The organism is uncultured Campylobacter sp. (assembly GCF_938040115.1).
GTDB lineage: Bacteria > Campylobacterota > Campylobacteria > Campylobacterales > Campylobacteraceae > Campylobacter_A.
The window spans coordinates 1-17,991 of the sequence record NZ_CALHXD010000283.1 but is presented as its reverse complement, the minus strand read 5'-3'; the positions used below and the strand labels follow the sequence as shown (position 1 = coordinate 17,991).

General features: G+C 40.4%; 19 protein-coding genes, 1 tRNA gene and 1 pseudogene. 15 read left to right on the top strand and 6 right to left on the bottom strand.

The genetic code is table 11. From position 1 onward, the window contains the following. Nucleotides 1-471: 471 nt before the first annotated feature. A tRNA-Arg gene (locus tag Q0314_RS09650) sits at nt 472-548 on the bottom strand. 408 nt (nt 549-956) lie between these two features. On the opposite strand from Q0314_RS09650, the gene Q0314_RS09645 reads away from it, so the two are divergent. Genes Q0314_RS09645 through Q0314_RS09630 form a run of 4 tightly spaced genes read left to right on the top strand, consistent with a single transcriptional unit; the run spans nt 957 to nt 4,207 of the window. Then, a complete protein-coding gene (locus tag Q0314_RS09645; RefSeq protein ID WP_298058566.1) occupies nt 957-2,423 on the top strand; it encodes an acetyl-CoA carboxylase subunit A in 1,467 nt (488 codons plus the stop codon). Further along, nucleotides 2,416-2,637, top strand: coding sequence for a hypothetical protein (locus Q0314_RS09640; protein ID WP_002947719.1), 222 nt, complete (start codon nt 2,416-2,418; stop codon nt 2,635-2,637). Before Q0314_RS09645 ends, Q0314_RS09640 begins: the two co-directional genes overlap by 8 nt. After that, nucleotides 2,631-3,353 carry an arginyltransferase gene (locus Q0314_RS09635; protein ID WP_298058563.1) on the top strand — a complete coding sequence of 241 codons (723 nt, stop codon included), beginning with the start codon at nt 2,631-2,633 and terminating at the stop codon, nt 3,351-3,353. Before Q0314_RS09640 ends, Q0314_RS09635 begins: the two co-directional genes overlap by 7 nt. A 35-nt stretch (nt 3,354-3,388) precedes the next feature. Next, nucleotides 3,389-4,207: an adenylosuccinate lyase gene (locus tag Q0314_RS09630; RefSeq protein ID WP_298058561.1), complete on the top strand. Its 819-nt coding sequence runs from the start codon at nt 3,389-3,391 to the stop codon at nt 4,205-4,207. A 10-nt stretch (nt 4,208-4,217) separates the two neighbouring features. On the opposite strand, the gene Q0314_RS09625 is transcribed toward Q0314_RS09630, so the two are convergent. The 5 genes from Q0314_RS09625 to Q0314_RS09605 all read right to left on the bottom strand — a co-directional run bounded on the left by Q0314_RS09625 (nt 4,218) and on the right by Q0314_RS09605 (nt 7,358). Further along, the gene (locus tag Q0314_RS09625; protein WP_298058560.1) at nt 4,218-4,511 is read right to left on the bottom strand and encodes a hypothetical protein; all 294 of its coding nucleotides are present in this window, start codon (nt 4,509-4,511) and stop codon (nt 4,218-4,220) included. 220 nt (nt 4,512-4,731) lie between these two features. Continuing rightward, on the bottom strand, nt 4,732-5,994 hold the full coding sequence (locus tag Q0314_RS09620) for an RNA polymerase factor sigma-54 (protein ID WP_298058558.1): 1,263 nt from the start codon (nt 5,992-5,994) through the stop codon (nt 4,732-4,734). Continuing rightward, nucleotides 5,994-6,722, bottom strand: a complete 729-nt coding sequence (lptB, locus tag Q0314_RS09615) for an LPS export ABC transporter ATP-binding protein (RefSeq protein WP_002945224.1) — start codon at nt 6,720-6,722, stop codon at nt 5,994-5,996. Before lptB ends, Q0314_RS09620 begins: the two co-directional genes overlap by 1 nt. After that, nucleotides 6,715-7,116 (bottom strand): tRNA (adenosine(37)-N6)-threonylcarbamoyltransferase complex ATPase subunit type 1 TsaE, encoded by a 402-nt coding sequence (tsaE, locus tag Q0314_RS09610; RefSeq protein ID WP_298058556.1) that lies wholly within the window; start codon nt 7,114-7,116, stop codon nt 6,715-6,717. Before tsaE ends, lptB begins: the two co-directional genes overlap by 8 nt. Continuing rightward, entirely contained in the window at nt 7,113-7,358 is a 246-nt protein-coding gene (locus Q0314_RS09605) for a S4 domain-containing protein (RefSeq protein WP_298058555.1), read from the bottom strand. The genes tsaE and Q0314_RS09605 overlap by 4 nt, the downstream gene beginning before the upstream one ends. 166 nt (nt 7,359-7,524) lie before the next feature. On the opposite strand from Q0314_RS09605, the gene Q0314_RS09600 reads away from it, so the two are divergent. The 11 genes and pseudogenes from Q0314_RS09600 (at nt 7,525) to Q0314_RS09550 (ending at nt 17,896) form a co-directional block, all read left to right on the top strand. After that, a complete protein-coding gene (locus tag Q0314_RS09600) occupies nt 7,525-8,748 on the top strand; it encodes an argininosuccinate synthase (protein WP_009494474.1) in 1,224 nt (407 codons plus the stop codon). 13 nt (nt 8,749-8,761) lie between these two features. Then, nucleotides 8,762-9,208, top strand: coding sequence for a 50S ribosomal protein L9 (gene rplI / locus Q0314_RS09595; RefSeq protein WP_002945216.1), 447 nt, complete (start codon nt 8,762-8,764; stop codon nt 9,206-9,208). After that, on the top strand, nt 9,209-9,742 hold the full coding sequence (gene hslV, locus Q0314_RS09590; RefSeq protein ID WP_009494476.1) for an ATP-dependent protease subunit HslV: 534 nt from the start codon (nt 9,209-9,211) through the stop codon (nt 9,740-9,742). It begins immediately after the preceding gene. Nucleotides 9,743-9,749: 7 nt separating this feature from the next. After that, nucleotides 9,750-11,072, top strand: coding sequence for an HslU--HslV peptidase ATPase subunit (gene hslU, locus Q0314_RS09585; RefSeq protein WP_298058552.1), 1,323 nt, complete (start codon nt 9,750-9,752; stop codon nt 11,070-11,072). Further along, nucleotides 11,069-11,938: pseudogene (era, locus tag Q0314_RS09580) on the top strand (GTPase Era). Before hslU ends, era begins: the two are co-directional and overlap by 4 nt. A gap of 107 nt (nt 11,939-12,045) precedes the next feature. Continuing rightward, complete coding sequence (locus Q0314_RS09575) at nt 12,046-13,557, top strand: hypothetical protein (protein WP_298058550.1); 1,512 nt, start codon at nt 12,046-12,048, stop codon at nt 13,555-13,557. Then, nucleotides 13,557-14,207: a type 4a pilus biogenesis protein PilO gene (gene pilO / locus Q0314_RS09570; protein WP_298058549.1), complete on the top strand. Its 651-nt coding sequence runs from the start codon at nt 13,557-13,559 to the stop codon at nt 14,205-14,207. The genes Q0314_RS09575 and pilO overlap by 1 nt, the downstream gene beginning before the upstream one ends. Further along, nucleotides 14,186-14,614: a hypothetical protein gene (locus Q0314_RS09565; protein ID WP_298058547.1), complete on the top strand. Its 429-nt coding sequence runs from the start codon at nt 14,186-14,188 to the stop codon at nt 14,612-14,614. Before pilO ends, Q0314_RS09565 begins: the two co-directional genes overlap by 22 nt. Next, nucleotides 14,592-16,193 (top strand): pilus (MSHA type) biogenesis protein MshL, encoded by a 1,602-nt coding sequence (gene mshL / locus Q0314_RS09560; RefSeq protein ID WP_298058546.1) that lies wholly within the window; start codon nt 14,592-14,594, stop codon nt 16,191-16,193. The genes Q0314_RS09565 and mshL overlap by 23 nt, the downstream gene beginning before the upstream one ends. Continuing rightward, nucleotides 16,183-17,004 carry an ATP-binding protein gene (locus Q0314_RS09555; protein ID WP_298058544.1) on the top strand — a complete coding sequence of 274 codons (822 nt, stop codon included), beginning with the start codon at nt 16,183-16,185 and terminating at the stop codon, nt 17,002-17,004. The genes mshL and Q0314_RS09555 overlap by 11 nt, the downstream gene beginning before the upstream one ends. Further along, nucleotides 16,997-17,896 (top strand): transformation system protein, encoded by a 900-nt coding sequence (locus tag Q0314_RS09550; protein WP_298058543.1) that lies wholly within the window; start codon nt 16,997-16,999, stop codon nt 17,894-17,896. The genes Q0314_RS09555 and Q0314_RS09550 overlap by 8 nt, the downstream gene beginning before the upstream one ends. Nucleotides 17,897-17,991: the final 95 nt, after the last annotated feature.

Genomic DNA, 17,991 nt, shown 5'->3' with positions numbered 1-17,991 from the left:
TTATCAGTTAAATTTAGCATGAAATTTGATGGATAAATTGTTTTAATTCAAAAGGTAAAATGTTAAGAAAAACCATGTTTTCGGCATTTGCTGAAGATATTGAGGTAATACAAAAGAGATATAAATATTTATTTGAAAATTATAGTTTTCAATATAAAATAGCAAAAATAGTCTGCATTTTACTTTTTGACCTATTATTATAAGTATTAAACTATGTATCATAAAAATTGAGTAGTTTTTATATTTTTTATCCAAGATAAGAATTAAATGATTGTTTTTAGTGAGCCGCAAGAAAATTTAAAAGACAAAGCAATAATTTACTCAAGATCTAACGATTTAAATTTTATCTCTAAAAGTTTTTGCTCATATAATTTATATGCAAAACCACTTAAAGCAAGAAAATATAACCAAAAGAAAAGCAAGGATAAATAAAAAAGATTTGTGAAAAAGGGTTAATTATAAATGAATAAATGGTGCGCTCGAAGGAATTCGAATCCCTGACCTTTTGAACCGCAATCAAATGCTCTATCCAGCTGAGCTACGAGCGCACTTTAAAAGAAATGTGAAGTATAGCCAAAGGTTTCTTAAATCTTTCTAATTTTTGATATATTTGCAAAAATTTCGTTTTTTACCCACCCTACTACATCAAAATTTGCCGTAAGGCCATCAAATTTCAAATTTATGTACTAAATTTGCCACATTTAACCATCTATAAAAAATCTTTATGTTATCTTACACAACAAATTTAATTAAAATAAGCGTGCCTGGCTACCGAGCACTAAAATATATAAATAAAGGTAGTACAAGCTAAAAAATTTAATAGCAAAAACAGTAAAGATAGCAAAAAGAGTAAATTTAAAGACGGTATGCAAAGATCGAGCTCTAAAAAAGCAAATTTCAAGCATCAGCAAGCAAAAAAGAGTAAAATTCAAAAAACGATAAGAAAGGAAAGCCAAGTGATACATAAAATTTTGATCGCAAACCGCGGAGAGATCGCCGTTCGCGTTATCCGCGCCTGCAAAGACCTACATATCAAAAACGTTGCTATCTACACCAAGCCCGACCAAGACTGCCTGCACGTCAAAATAGCCGACGAAGCCTACCAAATCGGCATCGACCCGATCAAGGGCTACCTAGACGCCAAGCGCATAGTAGAGGTAGCAAAAGCTTGCGGTGCGGACGCTATACACCCGGGATATGGATTTTTGAGCGAAAACTACGAATTTGCCAAAGAGGTCGAGGATGCGGGACTAGTTTTCATCGGACCTACCGCCGACGTCATCCGCAAAATGGGCAATAAAAACATCGCTCGCTATCTGATGAATAAAAACGGCATCCCTATCGTGCCGGGCACCGAAAAGCTAAACAACGAAACGATAGAAAACATCAAACTATACGCCGAACGTATCGGCTACCCGGTTATCCTAAAAGCTAGCGGCGGCGGCGGCGGACGCGGCATCCGCGTAGTGTGGAAAGAAGAAGAGCTAGAATCCAGCTTTGAAAGCTGCAAGCGCGAGGCTAAGGCGTTTTTTAACAACGACGAAGTTTTCATGGAAAAATACGTCGTAAATCCGCGCCACATCGAGTTTCAAATTTTAGGCGACAAATACGGCAACATCATCCACCTAGCCGAACGCGACTGTTCGATCCAGCGCCGCCACCAAAAGATCCTCGAGATCGCACCTAGTCCGACGATGAGCGAAAGCCTGCGAAAAAGCATGGGCGTGACCGCAGTCGCCGCGGCAAAGGCCGTAAACTATACCAACGCCGGCACGATCGAGTTTTTGCTCGACGACTATAACAACTTTTACTTTATGGAGATGAACACTCGTATCCAGGTCGAGCACGGCGTGACCGAGGAGATCACGGGCGTGGATCTCATCGTGCGTCAAATTCGTATCGCAGCGGGCGAGATCCTAGACATGGAGCAAAGCGACGTCATCACGCAGGGCTTTGCGATCGAGGCTCGTATCACCGCCGAGGACGCGTGGCAAAACTTCATCCCAAGCCCTGGCGAGATCACCGGCTACTACCCTGCTCTGGGCCCTTCCGTGCGCGTCGATAGCCACCTATATAAAGACTATCAGATACCACCGTTTTACGATAGCTTGCTAGCTAAACTCATCGTCCGAGCCCCTAGCTACGACCTAGCCGTAAATAAACTAAAACGCGCGCTGGATGAATTTACGATCGAAGGCAGCGTCAAAACCACGATCCCGTTTTTGCTCAGCATTAGCAAGGAGCGCGACTTTAGGCGAGGATTTTTCGATACGTCATACGTCGAAAACAAGATGCCTACCCTGCTAGAAAAGATGAAAACCAAAGACAACGAGGATAACGAAGAGGTGATCGCCGCCATCGCAGCAGCGATACAAAGAGTAAAAGACGCTAGAAAATTTAAAGAGGAGCACGCGGATGAATGATTTTTTCGATAGTTTAAAGGATATAAAAAAAGAGCTTCAAAAAGAGCAAAATGCAAATTTGAGCTCAAATTCAGCCGCCAAAAATGCCGCAAAGCAAAATTTAAAGCCTGAGCCAAAAACCTTCAGCAAAGAAGAAGCCATCGCGCACAAAGAGCAAATTTTGCGCGACGAGTTTCTAGCCTACGTCAAGGACGCGGATATCAAAAAGTGCTAGTCGTGCCGTTTTCCACCCTGCCTAGCCCCTGCCCCTACCTAAAGGACAGGGACTCGCGCATGGAGTATCGCTACATAGACGGCTGCGACTTTGCCGTAAACGATGCTCTAGCTAGGCGCGGCTTTAGGCGCTTTGGCAAATATTTCTCTAAGCCAAACTGCGCAGGGTGCCGCGAGTGTGTAAATATCAGGGTCGATGCGCTAAATTTTAAATTTAGCAAATCCGCCCGCCGCACAATGCGCAAAAACGAAAACACCAAAATCATCCTCACAAAGCCGCTCATAGACGACGCGCACGTGGCGCTATACAAAAAATACCATAAATTTATGCAAGAAAAGCGCGAGTGGAAGTACTACGAGCTGGACTTTCGCCGCTACTACGAGCTCTACGTCGCGGGGCACGCAGAGTTTGGCAAGGAGATAGCGCATTTTGCCGGCGGCCGGCTCATCGGCGTCGATCTCGTCGATATCCTTAGCGACGGTATCTCGGCGGTTTATTGCTATTACGATCCTGATTTTGCAGATCTTAGCATCGGCAGATACTCGCTCTATCAGCAAATTTTACTAGCAAGGCAGCTAAATTTACGCTGGATATATCTAGGCTACTACGTCAAAGACTGCCCTAGCCTAGCCTACAAGGCCGACTACAAGCCCTACGAGCGCCTGCGCGAATACGTCCCGCTAGACGAAACGCCCGTGTGGGAAAAAACGGAATAAAAAATGCTTTCAAATGCGTTTTATAAAGGCAAAATTTGATAAAAGTAAGTCAAAATCTAGAATCTCTAAGCATAGAAACATCAGACGCCGATCTATTTTTCGAGCTGCAAGCGCTCATAAAGCGAAACTTCGCCAAGACGCTGGGGCAAAAAGGCAAAGTGATGTCGTTTTACGACGAAAACGAGAAGGTTCAGCGCAAATATTTCGTCAAATTTCTAAAAAAACTCTGCCAGAGGTACGAGCTAAAAAACGTAAATTTAAACTTCGCCGAGTATAAAACGATCAAACTCCACTACATCCAACCAAACTCGCTAAAAGCCATGGTTTTCGTCGACGTCGCCTTCGTACGTGGCGGAGCGATATTTAGCTTTGATCGCTCAAACGAGTACTTTATCTCGCACATCATCAAGGGGTTTGAATCAAAGCAAATTTTATCCGCCGAGGGTCAAATCGCCCTAAATATCGCAAATTTGGATGAGTGCGCGCGCCTCGAGGAGCTGTTTAACAAGAGCGAGTATATGAAATTTTCGATCATCTTTAACTATAACGAAGAGGAATTTGAAAAATTTAAAAAACAGATCAAAATCTGCGCCAAGAAAAACAAGGCCAAATTTGCCGCGCTGGCTAGCCTTTTCGAGGACCATTTTACGGTGCTTGGGTGTGATAAAAACGATAGCTTTGAGGAGGTGCGAAACCGCTATCTGGAGCTCGTCAAGGCCTGCCACCCCGACTTTCACGCCGCGCTTAGCCCCGAGCTTTTGGACGAGTGCAAAACGCAGTTTCAGCGTATCCAAAATGCCTACGAGAGTTTGAAGCCATATTTTAAGGAACTTGAGTCGGGGGCGGCGGAATAAGATTTAAATTTTAGACTTTAGCATAAAAAATATAATTTAATAACCGTTTAATAGTGTCCTGAAAAATCACGCAAACTATAGCCATAATTAATGCATAAGGGCCTATAAATAACATCAAAATCAAAGAAATAATAAGATTAAAAACGTAAAAGTAACTATCGCCATTGCTATCGTCAAAAAATATATCTATAGGCGTTAGTTCAATATTTTGATTGTAAGGAATAAGCCTTAAACAGCGAAATAACCAAAAAATAGGTATAGCCAAAATCAAACCGAAAAATAAACCGCCCATGATGTTGTCCATGCTGGGAGCGATGCCCTCAATCAAATAAGTACTCGCAATGCCTAAAAATAGGACAAAAAGAATAAAAAATATGCGCTTCATATGGATATTTTAAATTTTCAAGACTTAAAAATCAAGAGAAATACGATACTATCCCCGCCAAACCCCCAGCTTAAATTTAAAATTTACGCTCAAATTTGCGTCACACTCGGCAAATTTGCCCTGCTCCAAGCATCAAATTTTACTTACCGGATTGCAGCAGATAGGTCTTTTTACGCTCGCTGGAGCTACCGATATTTAGCGCGAGACGGTATTTGGTTATCGTGCGGCGGACGACCTCGACATTAAATTCTTTTTTGATAAACTCCAAAATTTTCAGATCGCTAAGCGGCTTGGCGGGATTTTCGTTTCGGACGAGATTTGCTACGAAGTCCTTGATGGCCTTGTTTGAGACGTCCTCGTCGATCGCGGCGGAGAAAAAGCTCTTTATAGGCACGAGCCCGCGCGAGCACTCGAGGTATTTGTTTGAGATGCCGCGCGAGATGGTCGATGGGTTTCGCCCCAGATCCTCGGCGATGTCTTTTAGGCGCATGGGCTTGATGTCGCCGCCAAAAAAGTAATCATACTGATACTCCACTAGCATTAGGGCGATCTTGCGCAGCGTGGCTTTTCGCATATCAAGCGCGTCTATGAGGTCTTTTGCCTCTTTTACGCGCGAGGCGACGAAGCTCTCTTTTTCGTCTAGCCCCTCGACGTCGATGACGATCTCTGGGTAAAAGTCGTCGTTGATGCGCACCTCGATACCGCCCGAGCTCGTGTCGATGACGATGTCTGGGATGATCGCCGCAGCCTCGCTCATATACTCGATCGCGGGCGGATTTTTTAGCCTCTTGATGACGGCGAGCGCTTCGTTATAGAGCGGGATTTTGCGCATTTGGGAGAGATTTTCGAAATTTAACGCAAGCTTTTTAGCACTCTCAAAGAGCTTCTCGTCCAAATTTAGCTCCTCAAGCTGAAACAAAAAGCTCTCTTTGTAGTCCTTTGCGCCGATGCCAGCGGGCTCGAGGTAGGCAAAGCGCTTTCGCACCGACTCGATCTCCGCCTCGCTAAATTCGTCAAATACTTCAGGTTCGTAGTAGCCCTCCTCGTTTATACACTCGATGATTTTCATCGCGATTTTTTGGGATTTTTCGGTCGGAAACAGCGGCTTATCTATCTGCTCGATTAGCTTGTCGTAAAGCCCCGTTTTAGCCACGCTAAAGCTTTCGATACTATCGGTTACGCTGTTTTTTGATATTTCTTTGAAGAAATTTTTATCTTTTTTGGATGGCGCGGCGCTGGGTAGCTCGCTCAAATTTCGCTGCTGCACGCTAGCAAACGGATTATCCGCTAAAAACGGCTCAAGCGTCTCCTTTAGCTCCTCGACGCTGCTGCTTAGTATCGGCAGCCACGATCGCAACGTGTGCGAGAGCTTATTTTTGGGAGCTTGAGTTTGCTTTAGCATTATTCTACAAATTTAAACTCTTCGCCCAGATAGTGGGTGCGCACGAGTTTGTTGTTCGCGACTTCGTTCGCGCTGCCGCTAGCTAGCAGGCTACCGTCCTTGATCACGTAGGCTCGGTCGCAGATGGCTAGCGTCTCGCGGACGTTGTGGTCGGTGATGAGCACGCCGATGCCGAGCTTTTTTAGGTCGCGAACGATACTTTGTATATCGCTAACGGCGATCGGATCGACGCCGGCAAATGGCTCATCCAGAAGCAAAAATTTAGGCGTGATGATGAGGCTTCTAGCGATCTCGCAGCGTCTGCGCTCGCCGCCGCTTAGACTCACGCCCTTTCGCAGGCGTATGGGCTCGATATTTAGCAAATTTAGCATTTCATTTACTTTTTTCTCGCGGACGGCCTCGTCTTTATATAGGATCTCGGCGCCGAGCAGTAAATTTTCCTCGACGGAGAGGTCTTTAAATATGCTTGATTCTTGCGGCAGATAGCCGATACCCATATGCGCGCGCTTGTGTAGCGGCACCTTCGTCACGTCTGCGCCATCTAAAAAGACGCTGCCGCTAGTTGGCGAGATGAGCCCGCATATCATATAAAACGTCGTCGTTTTACCAGCGCCGTTTGGGCCTAGCAGCCCTACTACCTCGCCGCTTTTGACCTCTAGCGAGATGCCTTTTATGATGTTTGTTTTTTTGATCGTTTTTTGTAAATCTTTAACTTCTAATTTATGCACCGTAAACCTCGTATTTTCGCCCTTTTTGACTAGGCGAGATGACTATCTTGACGCATTTTTCGCCCAAATTTACCAGCGCCTTTTCCAGTCGCTCGTCGCCCCACTCTACCAGGTGAAGCCCCTCCTCTAGCAAATTTTCAAAAAGTCCGTTTTGCAAAATCGCGTCAAGTCCGTTTTGATAGATGTCGTAGTGATAAATTTTATCTCCGTAGCTTTGCATAACCGAAAACGTGGGCGAAGTAACCTCCGCATCGATGCCGCGAGCTTTTACGATAGCTTTTACTAACGTCGTTTTACCGCTAGCTAAATTTCCCTGCAAGATAACGACGCCGCTTTGGGGTAAAATTTTTACTATCTCCTCAAGATCGCCAAGTCCCAAATTTAGCTCTATCATAGCTCTTTTACGTATAGCGCTTGGGCTGATTTTGGGATACTTTTGGTCTCCGGGATCGCTAGCACCTCGTAGCGCATCTCTTTTACCAAAAATTTGATCGTTATCACGTCGCCGATTTTAACCTCTTTGGCGGGTTTGGCTACGACGCCGTTTACGCTCACGACGCCGCTTTTGCACATGTCTTCGCTGACTACGCGTCTTTTTGTTATATTTACGGTATTTAAAAACTTATCTACTCTCATAGCGGCGATTTTAACCAAATTTGGCTTAAATTTTTAATTCCTCGCAGCTACATATTAAATTTAATGTAAATTTGACGTTTAGCGTACGCGATTTTAGCGGAAATATTTATAACAAATTAATCAAATTTGGCTAAAATACGCGTCATCTCAATATAAAGGATAGAGAATGAAAAAAGACGTGAAAAAAGTCGTTCTCGCCTATTCGGGCGGACTTGATACGAGCATTATTTTAAAATGGCTGCAAGACGAGTATAAATGCGAAGTGGTGACCTTTACCGCCGATATCGGTCAGGGCGAGGAGCTAGAACCCGCACGCCAAAAAGCGCTGGAGCTTGGCATAAAACCCGAAAATATATTTATAGAGGATTTAAAAGAAGAATTTGCGCGGGATTTCGTATTTCCGATGTTTAGAGCAAACGCCGTTTACGAGGGCGAGTATCTACTAGGCACCTCGATAGCTCGCCCGCTGATAGCTAAAAAACAAGCCGAAATCGCCGCCAAAGTAGGCGCCGACGGCGTGAGCCACGGAGCAACCGGCAAAGGCAACGACCAAGTGCGCTTTGAGCTAGGCTACTACGCGCTGGGAGATAACCTAACTATCATCGCTCCTTGGCGCGAGTGGGATCTAAACAGCCGCGAAAAGCTACTAAAATACGCCGAAAAAAACGGTATCAAAATAGAAAAGAAACCGGGCAAAAGCCCCTACTCTATGGACGCAAATTTGCTCCATATCAGCTACGAGGGCTTAGTGCTTGAAAACCCTGCTCACGCTCCGGAAGCCGATATGTGGCGCTGGACGGTAAGCCCCAAAGACGCGCCAAACGAAAGCGAAATAATAGAAATCGGCTACGAAAAAGGCGATCCCGTTAGCATAAATGGTAAAAAAATGAGCCCAGCGGCGCTACTAGCCGAGCTAAACCGCCTAGGCGCAAAGCACGGTATCGGCAGACTCGACCTAGTAGAAAACCGCTCGGTCGGTATGAAAAGCCGCGGCTGCTACGAAACTCCTGGCGGTACGATAATGCTAAAAGCTCACCGCGCGATCGAGAGCATCACGCTAGACCGCGGCGCGGCACACCTAAAAGACGAGCTGATGCCTCGCTACGCAGAGCTCATCTATAACGGCTACTGGTGGTCGCCTGAGCGTATCATGCTGCAAGCGCTCATCGACAAAAGCCAAGAAAACGTAAACGGCACGGTCAAAGTCGAGCTCTACAAAGGCAACGTAATCGTGCTAGGACGCGACAGCAAGACGGACAATCTCTTTAGCGAGGCGTTTTGCACGTTTGAAGAAGACAGCGTGTTTGATCAAAAAGACGCGAACGGATTTATCAAGCTAAACGCGCTAAGATTTATCATCGGACGCAAAAACGGACGCAAATTTAACTAAATAAAGGATAAAAATGAAAGTACTACTAATAAAAGACGTAAAATCGCTCGGAAAAGCCGGCGAAATCAAAGAGGTAAAAGAAGGATATGGCAATAACTTCCTAATCGGCAAAGGCTTTGCTAAAGCCGCGACTCCCGATGTTTTGCGCCAGTACGAAGCCGAGCAAAAACGCAAGGCCGAGGAGCTAAAATACGAGATCGCAAACATAGAAAAGCTAAAATCCGAGATCGAAAAAATCACGCTCAAGGTTAAAAAGCCGCTCGGAGCAAACGGCGCGCTATTTGGCGCAGTGACAAAGGACGAAATTTCAGAAGCGCTAGAAAAAAATCATCATCTAGTCGTTGATAAAAAGGCATTTGACTTCGCCCATACTATAAAAGCGACGGGCATCTACGAAGTGGACGTCAAGCTCGGCCACGCCGTGCGTGCCACGCTAAAACTAGACGTCGAAGGCGAATAAGTGTTTCACGCGACTACCATTTTAGCCTACAAAGGCAAGAATAAATCAGTCATCGGCGGCGACGGACAAGTAAGCTTTGGCAACACGGTGCTAAAAGGCAATGCGGTAAAAATCCGCAAAATCCACGGCGGCAAGGTTCTAGCGGGCTTTGCCGGCAGCACCGCGGACGCGTTTAATCTCTTTGATATGTTTGAAAACAACCTCGACCACGCAAAAGGCGACCTGCTAAAAGCGGTGATCGAGTTTAGCAAAGAGTGGCGCAAGGATAAATACCTGCGAAAATTAGAAGCCATGATGCTGGTGCTTGACCGCGAGAAAATTTTCCTTTTAAGCGGGACGGGCGACGTCGTAGAGCCCGAAGACGGCAAGATAGCCGCCATCGGAAGCGGCGGAAACTACGCTCTATCCGCAGCCAGGGCTCTGGATAAATTTGCACAGATCGACGAAGAGGAGCTCGTAAAAGAGAGCCTAAAGATCGCGGGCGAAATTTGCATTTATACGAACACGAACATAAAAACCTACGTTTTAGAATAGAGAAAAGATGAATTTAACCCCAAAAGAGATAGTGAAATTTTTAGACGATTACGTAATCGGGCAAAAAGACGCCAAAAAGATCATCGCCATCGCGCTACGAAACCGCTACCGCAGGATGAAACTAGATAAAACGATGCAAGATGACATCATGCCAAAAAACATCCTAATGATAGGCTCGACGGGCGTGGGCAAAACAGAGATCGCAAGGCGTTTGTCAAAGATGATGGGCTTGCCGTTTATCAAAGTAGAAGCTAGCAAATACACCGAAGTGGGCTTCGTCGGACGCGACGTGGAGAGCATGGTGCGCGACCTGGCGGCTGCGTCGGTAAATTTGGTCAAAGCCGAACAGCGCGAGAAAAACTGCGAGAAAATCAACGAATACGTAAAAGATAAGATAATAAAAAAACTCCTGCCGCCTCTGCCGACGGGTGCGAGCGAAGAGAAAAAAGCAGACTACGAAAAAAGCTACGAAAAGATGATGAGTAGGCTCGAAAACGGCGATCTGGATGATCTAAGCATCGAGATAGAAGTCGTGCAAAATAGCTTTGACGCGGGAGCCAACGTGCCGCCCGATATGGCGCAAATGCAAGAGAGCTTCGTCAAAATCATCGGCCTAAGCAACAAAACCGTCAAAAAAGAGATGAAGGTAAAAGACGCTAAAGAGGCGCTCAAAAACGAAGCTAGCGATAAAATTTTAGACATGGAGAGCATCAAAACCGAAGCCGTGCGAAGAGCCGAAAACGAGGGTATAATCTTTATCGACGAGATCGATAAAGTCGCGGTGAGCTCCGGAAACTCCGGCAGACAAGATCCGAGCAAAGAAGGCGTACAGCGCGACTTACTACCTATCGTGGAGGGCTCGACGGTGACGACCAAATTTGGCGCCATAAAGACCGATCACATCCTTTTTATCGCCGCCGGCGCCTTTCACATCAGCAAACCAAGCGATCTAATTCCGGAGCTTCAGGGGCGTTTCCCGCTGCGAGTTGAGCTTGATAGCCTAGATGAAAACGCGCTGTATCAAATTTTAACTCAGCCTAAAAATTCGCTACTCAAACAATACGAAGCGCTTTTAAAAACCGAAAACGTTGATCTTAAATTTACGGATGACGCCATAAAAGCTATCGCTAAAATCGCTCAAAACGCCAACGAAAAAATGGAAGATATCGGCGCTAGACGCCTACATACCGTGATCGAGCGCGTGATCGAGGATATCAGCTTTGAGGCTAACGAGCACGGCGGCGAGACGGTAGAGGTGGACAAAGCCCTCGTAGAAAAGCGCCTCTCAGACGTCGTCGAGGATCAAGACCTGGCGAGATATATCTTATGAAATCAGGCTTTGTAAGCATCATAGGTCGCACGAATGCAGGCAAAAGCTCGCTTTTAAATTTTTTGCTTGATGCGAAAATCACCATCGTCTCGCACAAGCAAAACGCCACGAGGCGCAAGATCAGCGGTATCGTGATGAACGGCGAAGATCAGGTCGTTTTTACCGATACGCCGGGTCTTCACGAAAGCAACAAGACGCTAAATAAGCTCATGATAAACGAAGCGATAAAATCGATGGGCGACTGCGACGCGATCGTGTTTTTGGCGCCTATTCACGACGACATAGACGACTACGTCAAATTTCTAAATTTAAATCCGCAAAAACCTCATATCTTGGTGCTCACCAAGGTTGACGAAGTCTCAAACGCTAAAGTGCTTGAAAAAATCACACAGTATCAATAATTTCAAGACAAATTTACAGCACTTTTGCCTTTTAGCGTCAAAAAGCAAACCTATAAAAAGCCGCTTTTGGATGAAATTTGCAAGCTTTTGCCAGAACACGAGTATTTTTACGATCCCGAGTTTTTAACGCCGACAAATGAAAAGGAAATTTTTCGTGAATTTATCCTAGAGGCACTCTATGATAATCTAAGCGACGAGATCCCCTACTCTACCGACGTGCTCATAGACAAAGTCAAAGAAAAACCAGATATAACTGAAATTTATGCCACCATAATCACCGAACGCGAGATACATAAATCTATGATTATCGGAAAAAACGGACAAACCATCAAAAGAATCGGGATAAATTCAAGAAAGTTAATATCAAATTTTACCGGTCAAAAAATCCTCGTAAAGCTCGTTGTAGTCGTTAAAAAAGACTGGCGCAAAGACGAAAAAACTATAAAAAGCTTGAATATTTTATAAATAAATATTAAGTCATATATTTTTATGGTATAATAGATGCGGCAAGATGCCTAGTATAGGGCAAAACTAACTTAGAATTTGAAGTTTATATTGAAGGATGCTTAAAAATGGCAAAAAATAAAAATGAAGTAGCAAACATAGTAACGCATGATCCGTATTTGCAAACTTCATATGCCTTTTCAGGTAATAAAATTTCCCAAATAGACCTAAGCAAAGCAAATAAAAATAGTTTTTTTATGTCGTATATCAAATATAAAGACATGATAACGGGTAGCGTAGAAATACCGCTATCAACGGACGAGGATGATATATCAAATTTAATAACAATCAAGGCTTATGAGCAGTTTGGTCTAGATCCGTCTTCTGAGTATAAATTTGTGTATAACGAAACTTTAGGCATATCGTCTGAAACTAAAATTTTTAACGTATTTATATCTGACATTTTATCAACTGATCAATTATTCTCTTTGGCTCTTAAAAAAATTCCATATATAGACTATGTGGTGGCTGCCCCGCTAATGTTTCATGCGCTTTATAAAAAAAATATGCTTTCAGCCCAAAATACCGATGCTTTCGTGGTGTTGCAGGATGATGATGCTTTTATAGCTATTTATCAAAACGGAGAGTATGTTCAATCAAGACCACTTAGGTATTCAATAAAAAATATTAGCGAGAAATTTGCTACTTTAAGCGGCGATAAGCTAAACGATAATGTTTTTTTAAATATCATAAAAAATGGAACAAATACTCAAGATGATAGAAGTAGGGATTTTATAGTTGAAATATTTGATGAAATTTCCTATTATATAGGAGACTTAATAAATAGTTTAAGTCGCTTTCTAGGATCAAATGTTTCAAATATAAATTTAGTAACTGACGTAAAAATGGGTAATTTTGCAGAATTTATACAAGAGAAAGTAAGTATACCCACTAATTACCTTGATCTAAATATTGCCATAAATTCAAAAGAGGTTGAAGTTGATAATATTCACAATATTATGGCAATCAATTCACAATATTACAAAGAAACGCAAGAAAACGATTTTAACTTTTCCAATTTTCTGCGACCACTACCGCTATTTCAACGCAATAGCGGTAAATTAATACTATATACACTGCTTGGACTACTAATTGGATTACTATATCCATTGTATCTTTATGTATCAGGAATTATTACCGACGTAGACACTGCTGATAAAAAAAGCGAATATGAAATCAATAATGCAGATAAAATAAGGATAGAAGGGGCAATAGCAGCTCTTGAACAACAAATTTCAGGCGTATCAAAATCTATCGAGGAAGAACAAGTTGTAATTGATTTTAGAAAAAATACTATTAAAGAAATTTATGATAAAAAAGTTAGTTATCCGATGAAGGGCGTTGTGTTATTTGAGCTCAGCAATCTAATAAACAACAAAGATATACAAACCGCAAGAATAAATAACTCAAATAGAGACATGAAAGTTACATTAGTAAGCAAAGATGAAAAAAAGTTAACGGAGTTGATGCAAAATATAAATACCTCCGATAAATACTCTATATTAACAAAAGAAATTCTATTAGATAAAAAATATGGGGTACCCTCATATGAAACAAATGTTACTATAAAGATTAAATGATGAAAAAAGATAATACACTTACAAAAATCGATAACTATTTTGATGAAAAGAAACCAAGCGAAGTAACAATGATGTTAATTGTTGCTTTTTTCTTATCTGCTACAATAGCATACTATGCGGTAATACCATATGCGCAAAATTATTATGATGACTCAATAAGGGAAAATGATCGAATAACCCAGGATCTAAACAAGGTAAATTCTTATTTGAGTACCGTTAGCCAAGGTGACGATAGAAATTTTATGATAAATAAAAAACAAAATGAGTTATTACAACAGCAAAATAAGCTCGCTGATGCTCAAAACATGAATCAATATTTTGATAATAAGTTAAAAGAGCTATCATATCTAATTTTTAACGAACAGAGTTGGGCTGATTTTTTAGATAATTTAGCATTCTTAGCAAATAAGAATAATGTTAAAATAACAAAAATCATAAATACCTTTAAAGAGCCCAATGCGCAGAAAATAGAGCAAGTGCTTGATGTAAATATATCTGTCGACGGTGATTACAGGGATATCGTAAGCTATATAAATGCTATTGAAGAATCAAAATTGGTAGTAGATGTCAATAATATAGATATAAATTCTACCAATGGTAAACTAAAAGGCAATATGGGAATTTACATATGGGGGATGAAATATCAATGAGAACTTGTGCTTTGTTTTTTTTAGCGATATTTTGCTCTATATCCATGGCGGATAATTCTCAAGAAGAGATAGAGCATTATAATCAGTTATTCGGCGCGATAAATGAGCAACGTAAAGGCTTAAATGAATCCGAACTAAAAACCATATCTGATCCTTTTTTAAAAACAAAAGCCGTTAGCATTGAAAATAACAATAATGTTTCGGATAATCAAACTTTTGATTTACAAGCAATATTTAGCAACAAAGCTAAAATTAGCGGACATTGGTATCGGGTAAAAGATAAAATAGGTGAATATGAACTGGTAAGCATTGGATCCAAAAGTATTACTTTAGCAAATAAAGATGAAAAAATTGACTTAAATTTAACAAAAGGGGCAAATAAAAATGTCATTATCAAAATTAAATAAATTATTTAAAATATCTATGATAGCCGCAATATCGTTAACATCAGCATATGGCAATGGCTGTGAAAAAAGGGTTTTTAATCTTAAAATCAATGAACAGGTTTCAGTTCAAGAGGTGTTGACGCAACTATCCGATATGTGTCATTTTAGTGTTGTTACAAAAGATCAATTTGCTAAAGATGCCATAAGCGAACCTCTTTTTGGAATCAATATAAAAGATAAAACATTGAATGAAATTTTTAGCCTTTTACTATCTGAAAAAGATATGAGCTATACCTTTTCTCAAGATATATTAAAAATTTCATCCCTTCAGACAAAAACTTTTAAAATTGATTATATAACATCCGTAAGAGAAGGAACCGCTATAACAAAAGCCTCTGTTGATTCTGCCCCAATAGAAGTAGGAGAAAGAGAAGAAGATAGTGGATCTACAGATATTGCTAAGGGCGGTGGCAAGCTTGATAATATTATAAGAACAGTTGAAAAATTTGATTTTTGGGAAAAGTTAGATACTGAAATTAAAGCGATACTAAACAATACTACAGAAAGTATCGTTGCGCCGGACCCTATAATCAATGCCAATGCAGGATTAGTCACTGTAACCGGCACAGCAGCACAGCTTAGAAGAGTTTCTGAATACATTAAAGATATTCAAGAAAGACTTAAAAAACAAGTAGTCATAGATGTATCTATAATATCTGTAGAGCTTGCCAATAGCTACACAAAAGGTGTTGACTGGAGTAAATTTAATATAGGTTTTAAAACCGGATTATACAATCGTACGGTCGTAACTGGCGTAACTGAAACAGTAGGACAAGACGCCGCTGGTAATCCTACGACCACTTTAAGTAGAACATATGGACTAATTCCGGCAAACGACCTATTTTGGTCAAATAGAGGAAACGGTCTTGGCGGTGGTTTTTCTCAAAGCATGAATTTGATTGCAGGTTTTAATTTTAATTTAGACGGTGTTTTAAATTTCCTAGAAACAAATGGAAGAACAAAAGTTGTTTCAAGCCCGAAAATTACGACCTTAAATAATCAACAGGCCCTAATTTCCGTGGGAGATAATGTAAACTATAGAGTTCAGGAAGAAAGCCAAAACAATAACGCTTTAAATGGTAAAACCACTATAACCTATAAGCAATATTCTGTTTTTATAGGAATTTTGCTTAACATTTTACCAGAGGTTTCAGACGATAATAAGATTATGCTCCGTATTAATCCATCTCTTAGCAGCTTCAAATACAATGAAGATGATGTTAGGCAAAGTACAACCATAAGAGAAATCGCACCAGATACTATACAAAAAAAGCTTTCTACTGTTGTGCAGGTAAATAGCGGTGATACAATCGTTTTAGGTGGGCTTATAGCTCAGTCTAAAGGCAAGGAAAATACAAAGGTACCATTCTTGGGAGACATCCCTGTGCTTGGACATGCATTTAAAAGCACAAAAGACAATCTTAGGACAACAGAACTTGTATTTATTATAACCCCAAGAATAGTTGACACATCAAATGCTACACCAATCAATCAGTCTCTTAAAGATTTAGGTTTTTCGAGGTCAACGTATGAGCAATAAATATACTACTCTAAAAAATATATTTATTGATGTAGCACAAGAAAATAACTACATAAATTTAGATAAGTCTATTATTGCATATAAAAAAATTTTAGATTTGTTACAAAAGCCTGCCAAGTTAATTTTATTTTACGGCAAGCCTGGGTGCGGAAAAACATTTTTGCTAAAAAAAATCGTAAGCGATCTTAAAGATCGTAGTGACATTATTTTTTTTCCATATCCCTTTTTTAATGAATCAGAATTTGTAAAATCACTATATGAGGGAATTTTTAAAAAAGAGTCTCAGGAAAAAATTGAAAGCTATGAGCAGTTTATTAAAATATACGAAGCTAAAATCGAAGATAGTCAAGATAAAAAACCAGTAATAGTTATTCTTGACGAGTCACAGCTTTATCCTGAGATTTTACTAGAAAAAATTCGCATAATGTCAGATAGCGGTCTATTTAAATTTGTTTTTGCCACTCACGAAACGATTGATAAAGATGTACTATCGAGAGATTACTTTAAGTCAAGAGTTTGGGAAAGTATAGAGATGGGCTCTATCGATACAGAGGAGATGAAAGTTTATTTGGAAAATAAGCTACAAAATAGCCAATTTTTTTATATTTTCTTAAAATTTACTGAAGATCAATTTCGACTTCTGAATGAATTAAGTCAAGGAAATTTAAGAATGCTAAATAAACTAATGTTTAATATTTTTGAACTTTATGAATATTTTGACGCAAATCAACCAACTATAATAGGCGGTGACAAAATGGTAACAAAAATTTTAGAGATGGCAGCCATCAAATCGGAGCTTATAGATGCTTGAAACATATGAAATATTGGAGCTAGAAAGGCGATGGAGAGCCTACGACAAAAAGAGAAAAGAGTTTAAGTTTTCGGATAAAAAGAATTATATATACGCTATTTCTGCTGTTTTAGCTATATCTGTTTCTGTGTCATCGCTTACTTTTTATTTATTAAAAGATTCACTAATAAGTAATAACAACAGCACTACAATTAGTAATGATGCTAGAAAAAACAATAAAGACACCATAAAGCATTCTGAAAATGTTGAACCTGAGCAAAAAATAGACCCAAGCAACAATACCTTACTAAATTCTGATAATTTTGGAGGAACTGAAAATACGCCAAATACGCAAAATAATAGCATTGCAAACGAAGATATCTCAGATAATATAAATACAGAAATTCAACAGCACGGTTGGGTTAATGCAAGCGATATACAACAAGATACACAGAGAGTTAGCAATACTCAAAAAAATATTGGCGGAAAACAAGTGGCAGTAGCCACTCCAAAAGAAGAAAAACTAAATTTTGATTCTGAAAAACATATACCCGCAAAGAGTATTGGTGGCTTGCAAAATATAAACAAATTCCAAATACAATCTTCTGGTTCCGAAGTTTCGGTAGATGAATTAACAGCAAAATTTGAAAAATCAAATAGCTCTGACATTGCACTGCTTATTGCAAGAAGATACTATGATGTTAAAGACTATAAAAATAGTGAAAAATGGGCATTGATAGCAAATGAGCTTGATAGTAATAATGAAGAGAGCTGGATAATATTTGCAAAGTCAAAATATAACCTAAAGCAAAAAGATGATGCTATAAGTGTTCTTAAGATATATAACGATAAGGCCAATTCTGCAAATATCGAGGATCTAATGAGACAAATAGAAGACGATACAGCTTTATAGAATAAAAGCATTATTATTTAATAAAGAGTAAAGGTATTTAATGAATAAATTTTATGAACTTTTTTTGGCAACTATCTCAAAAAATAATTTAATAA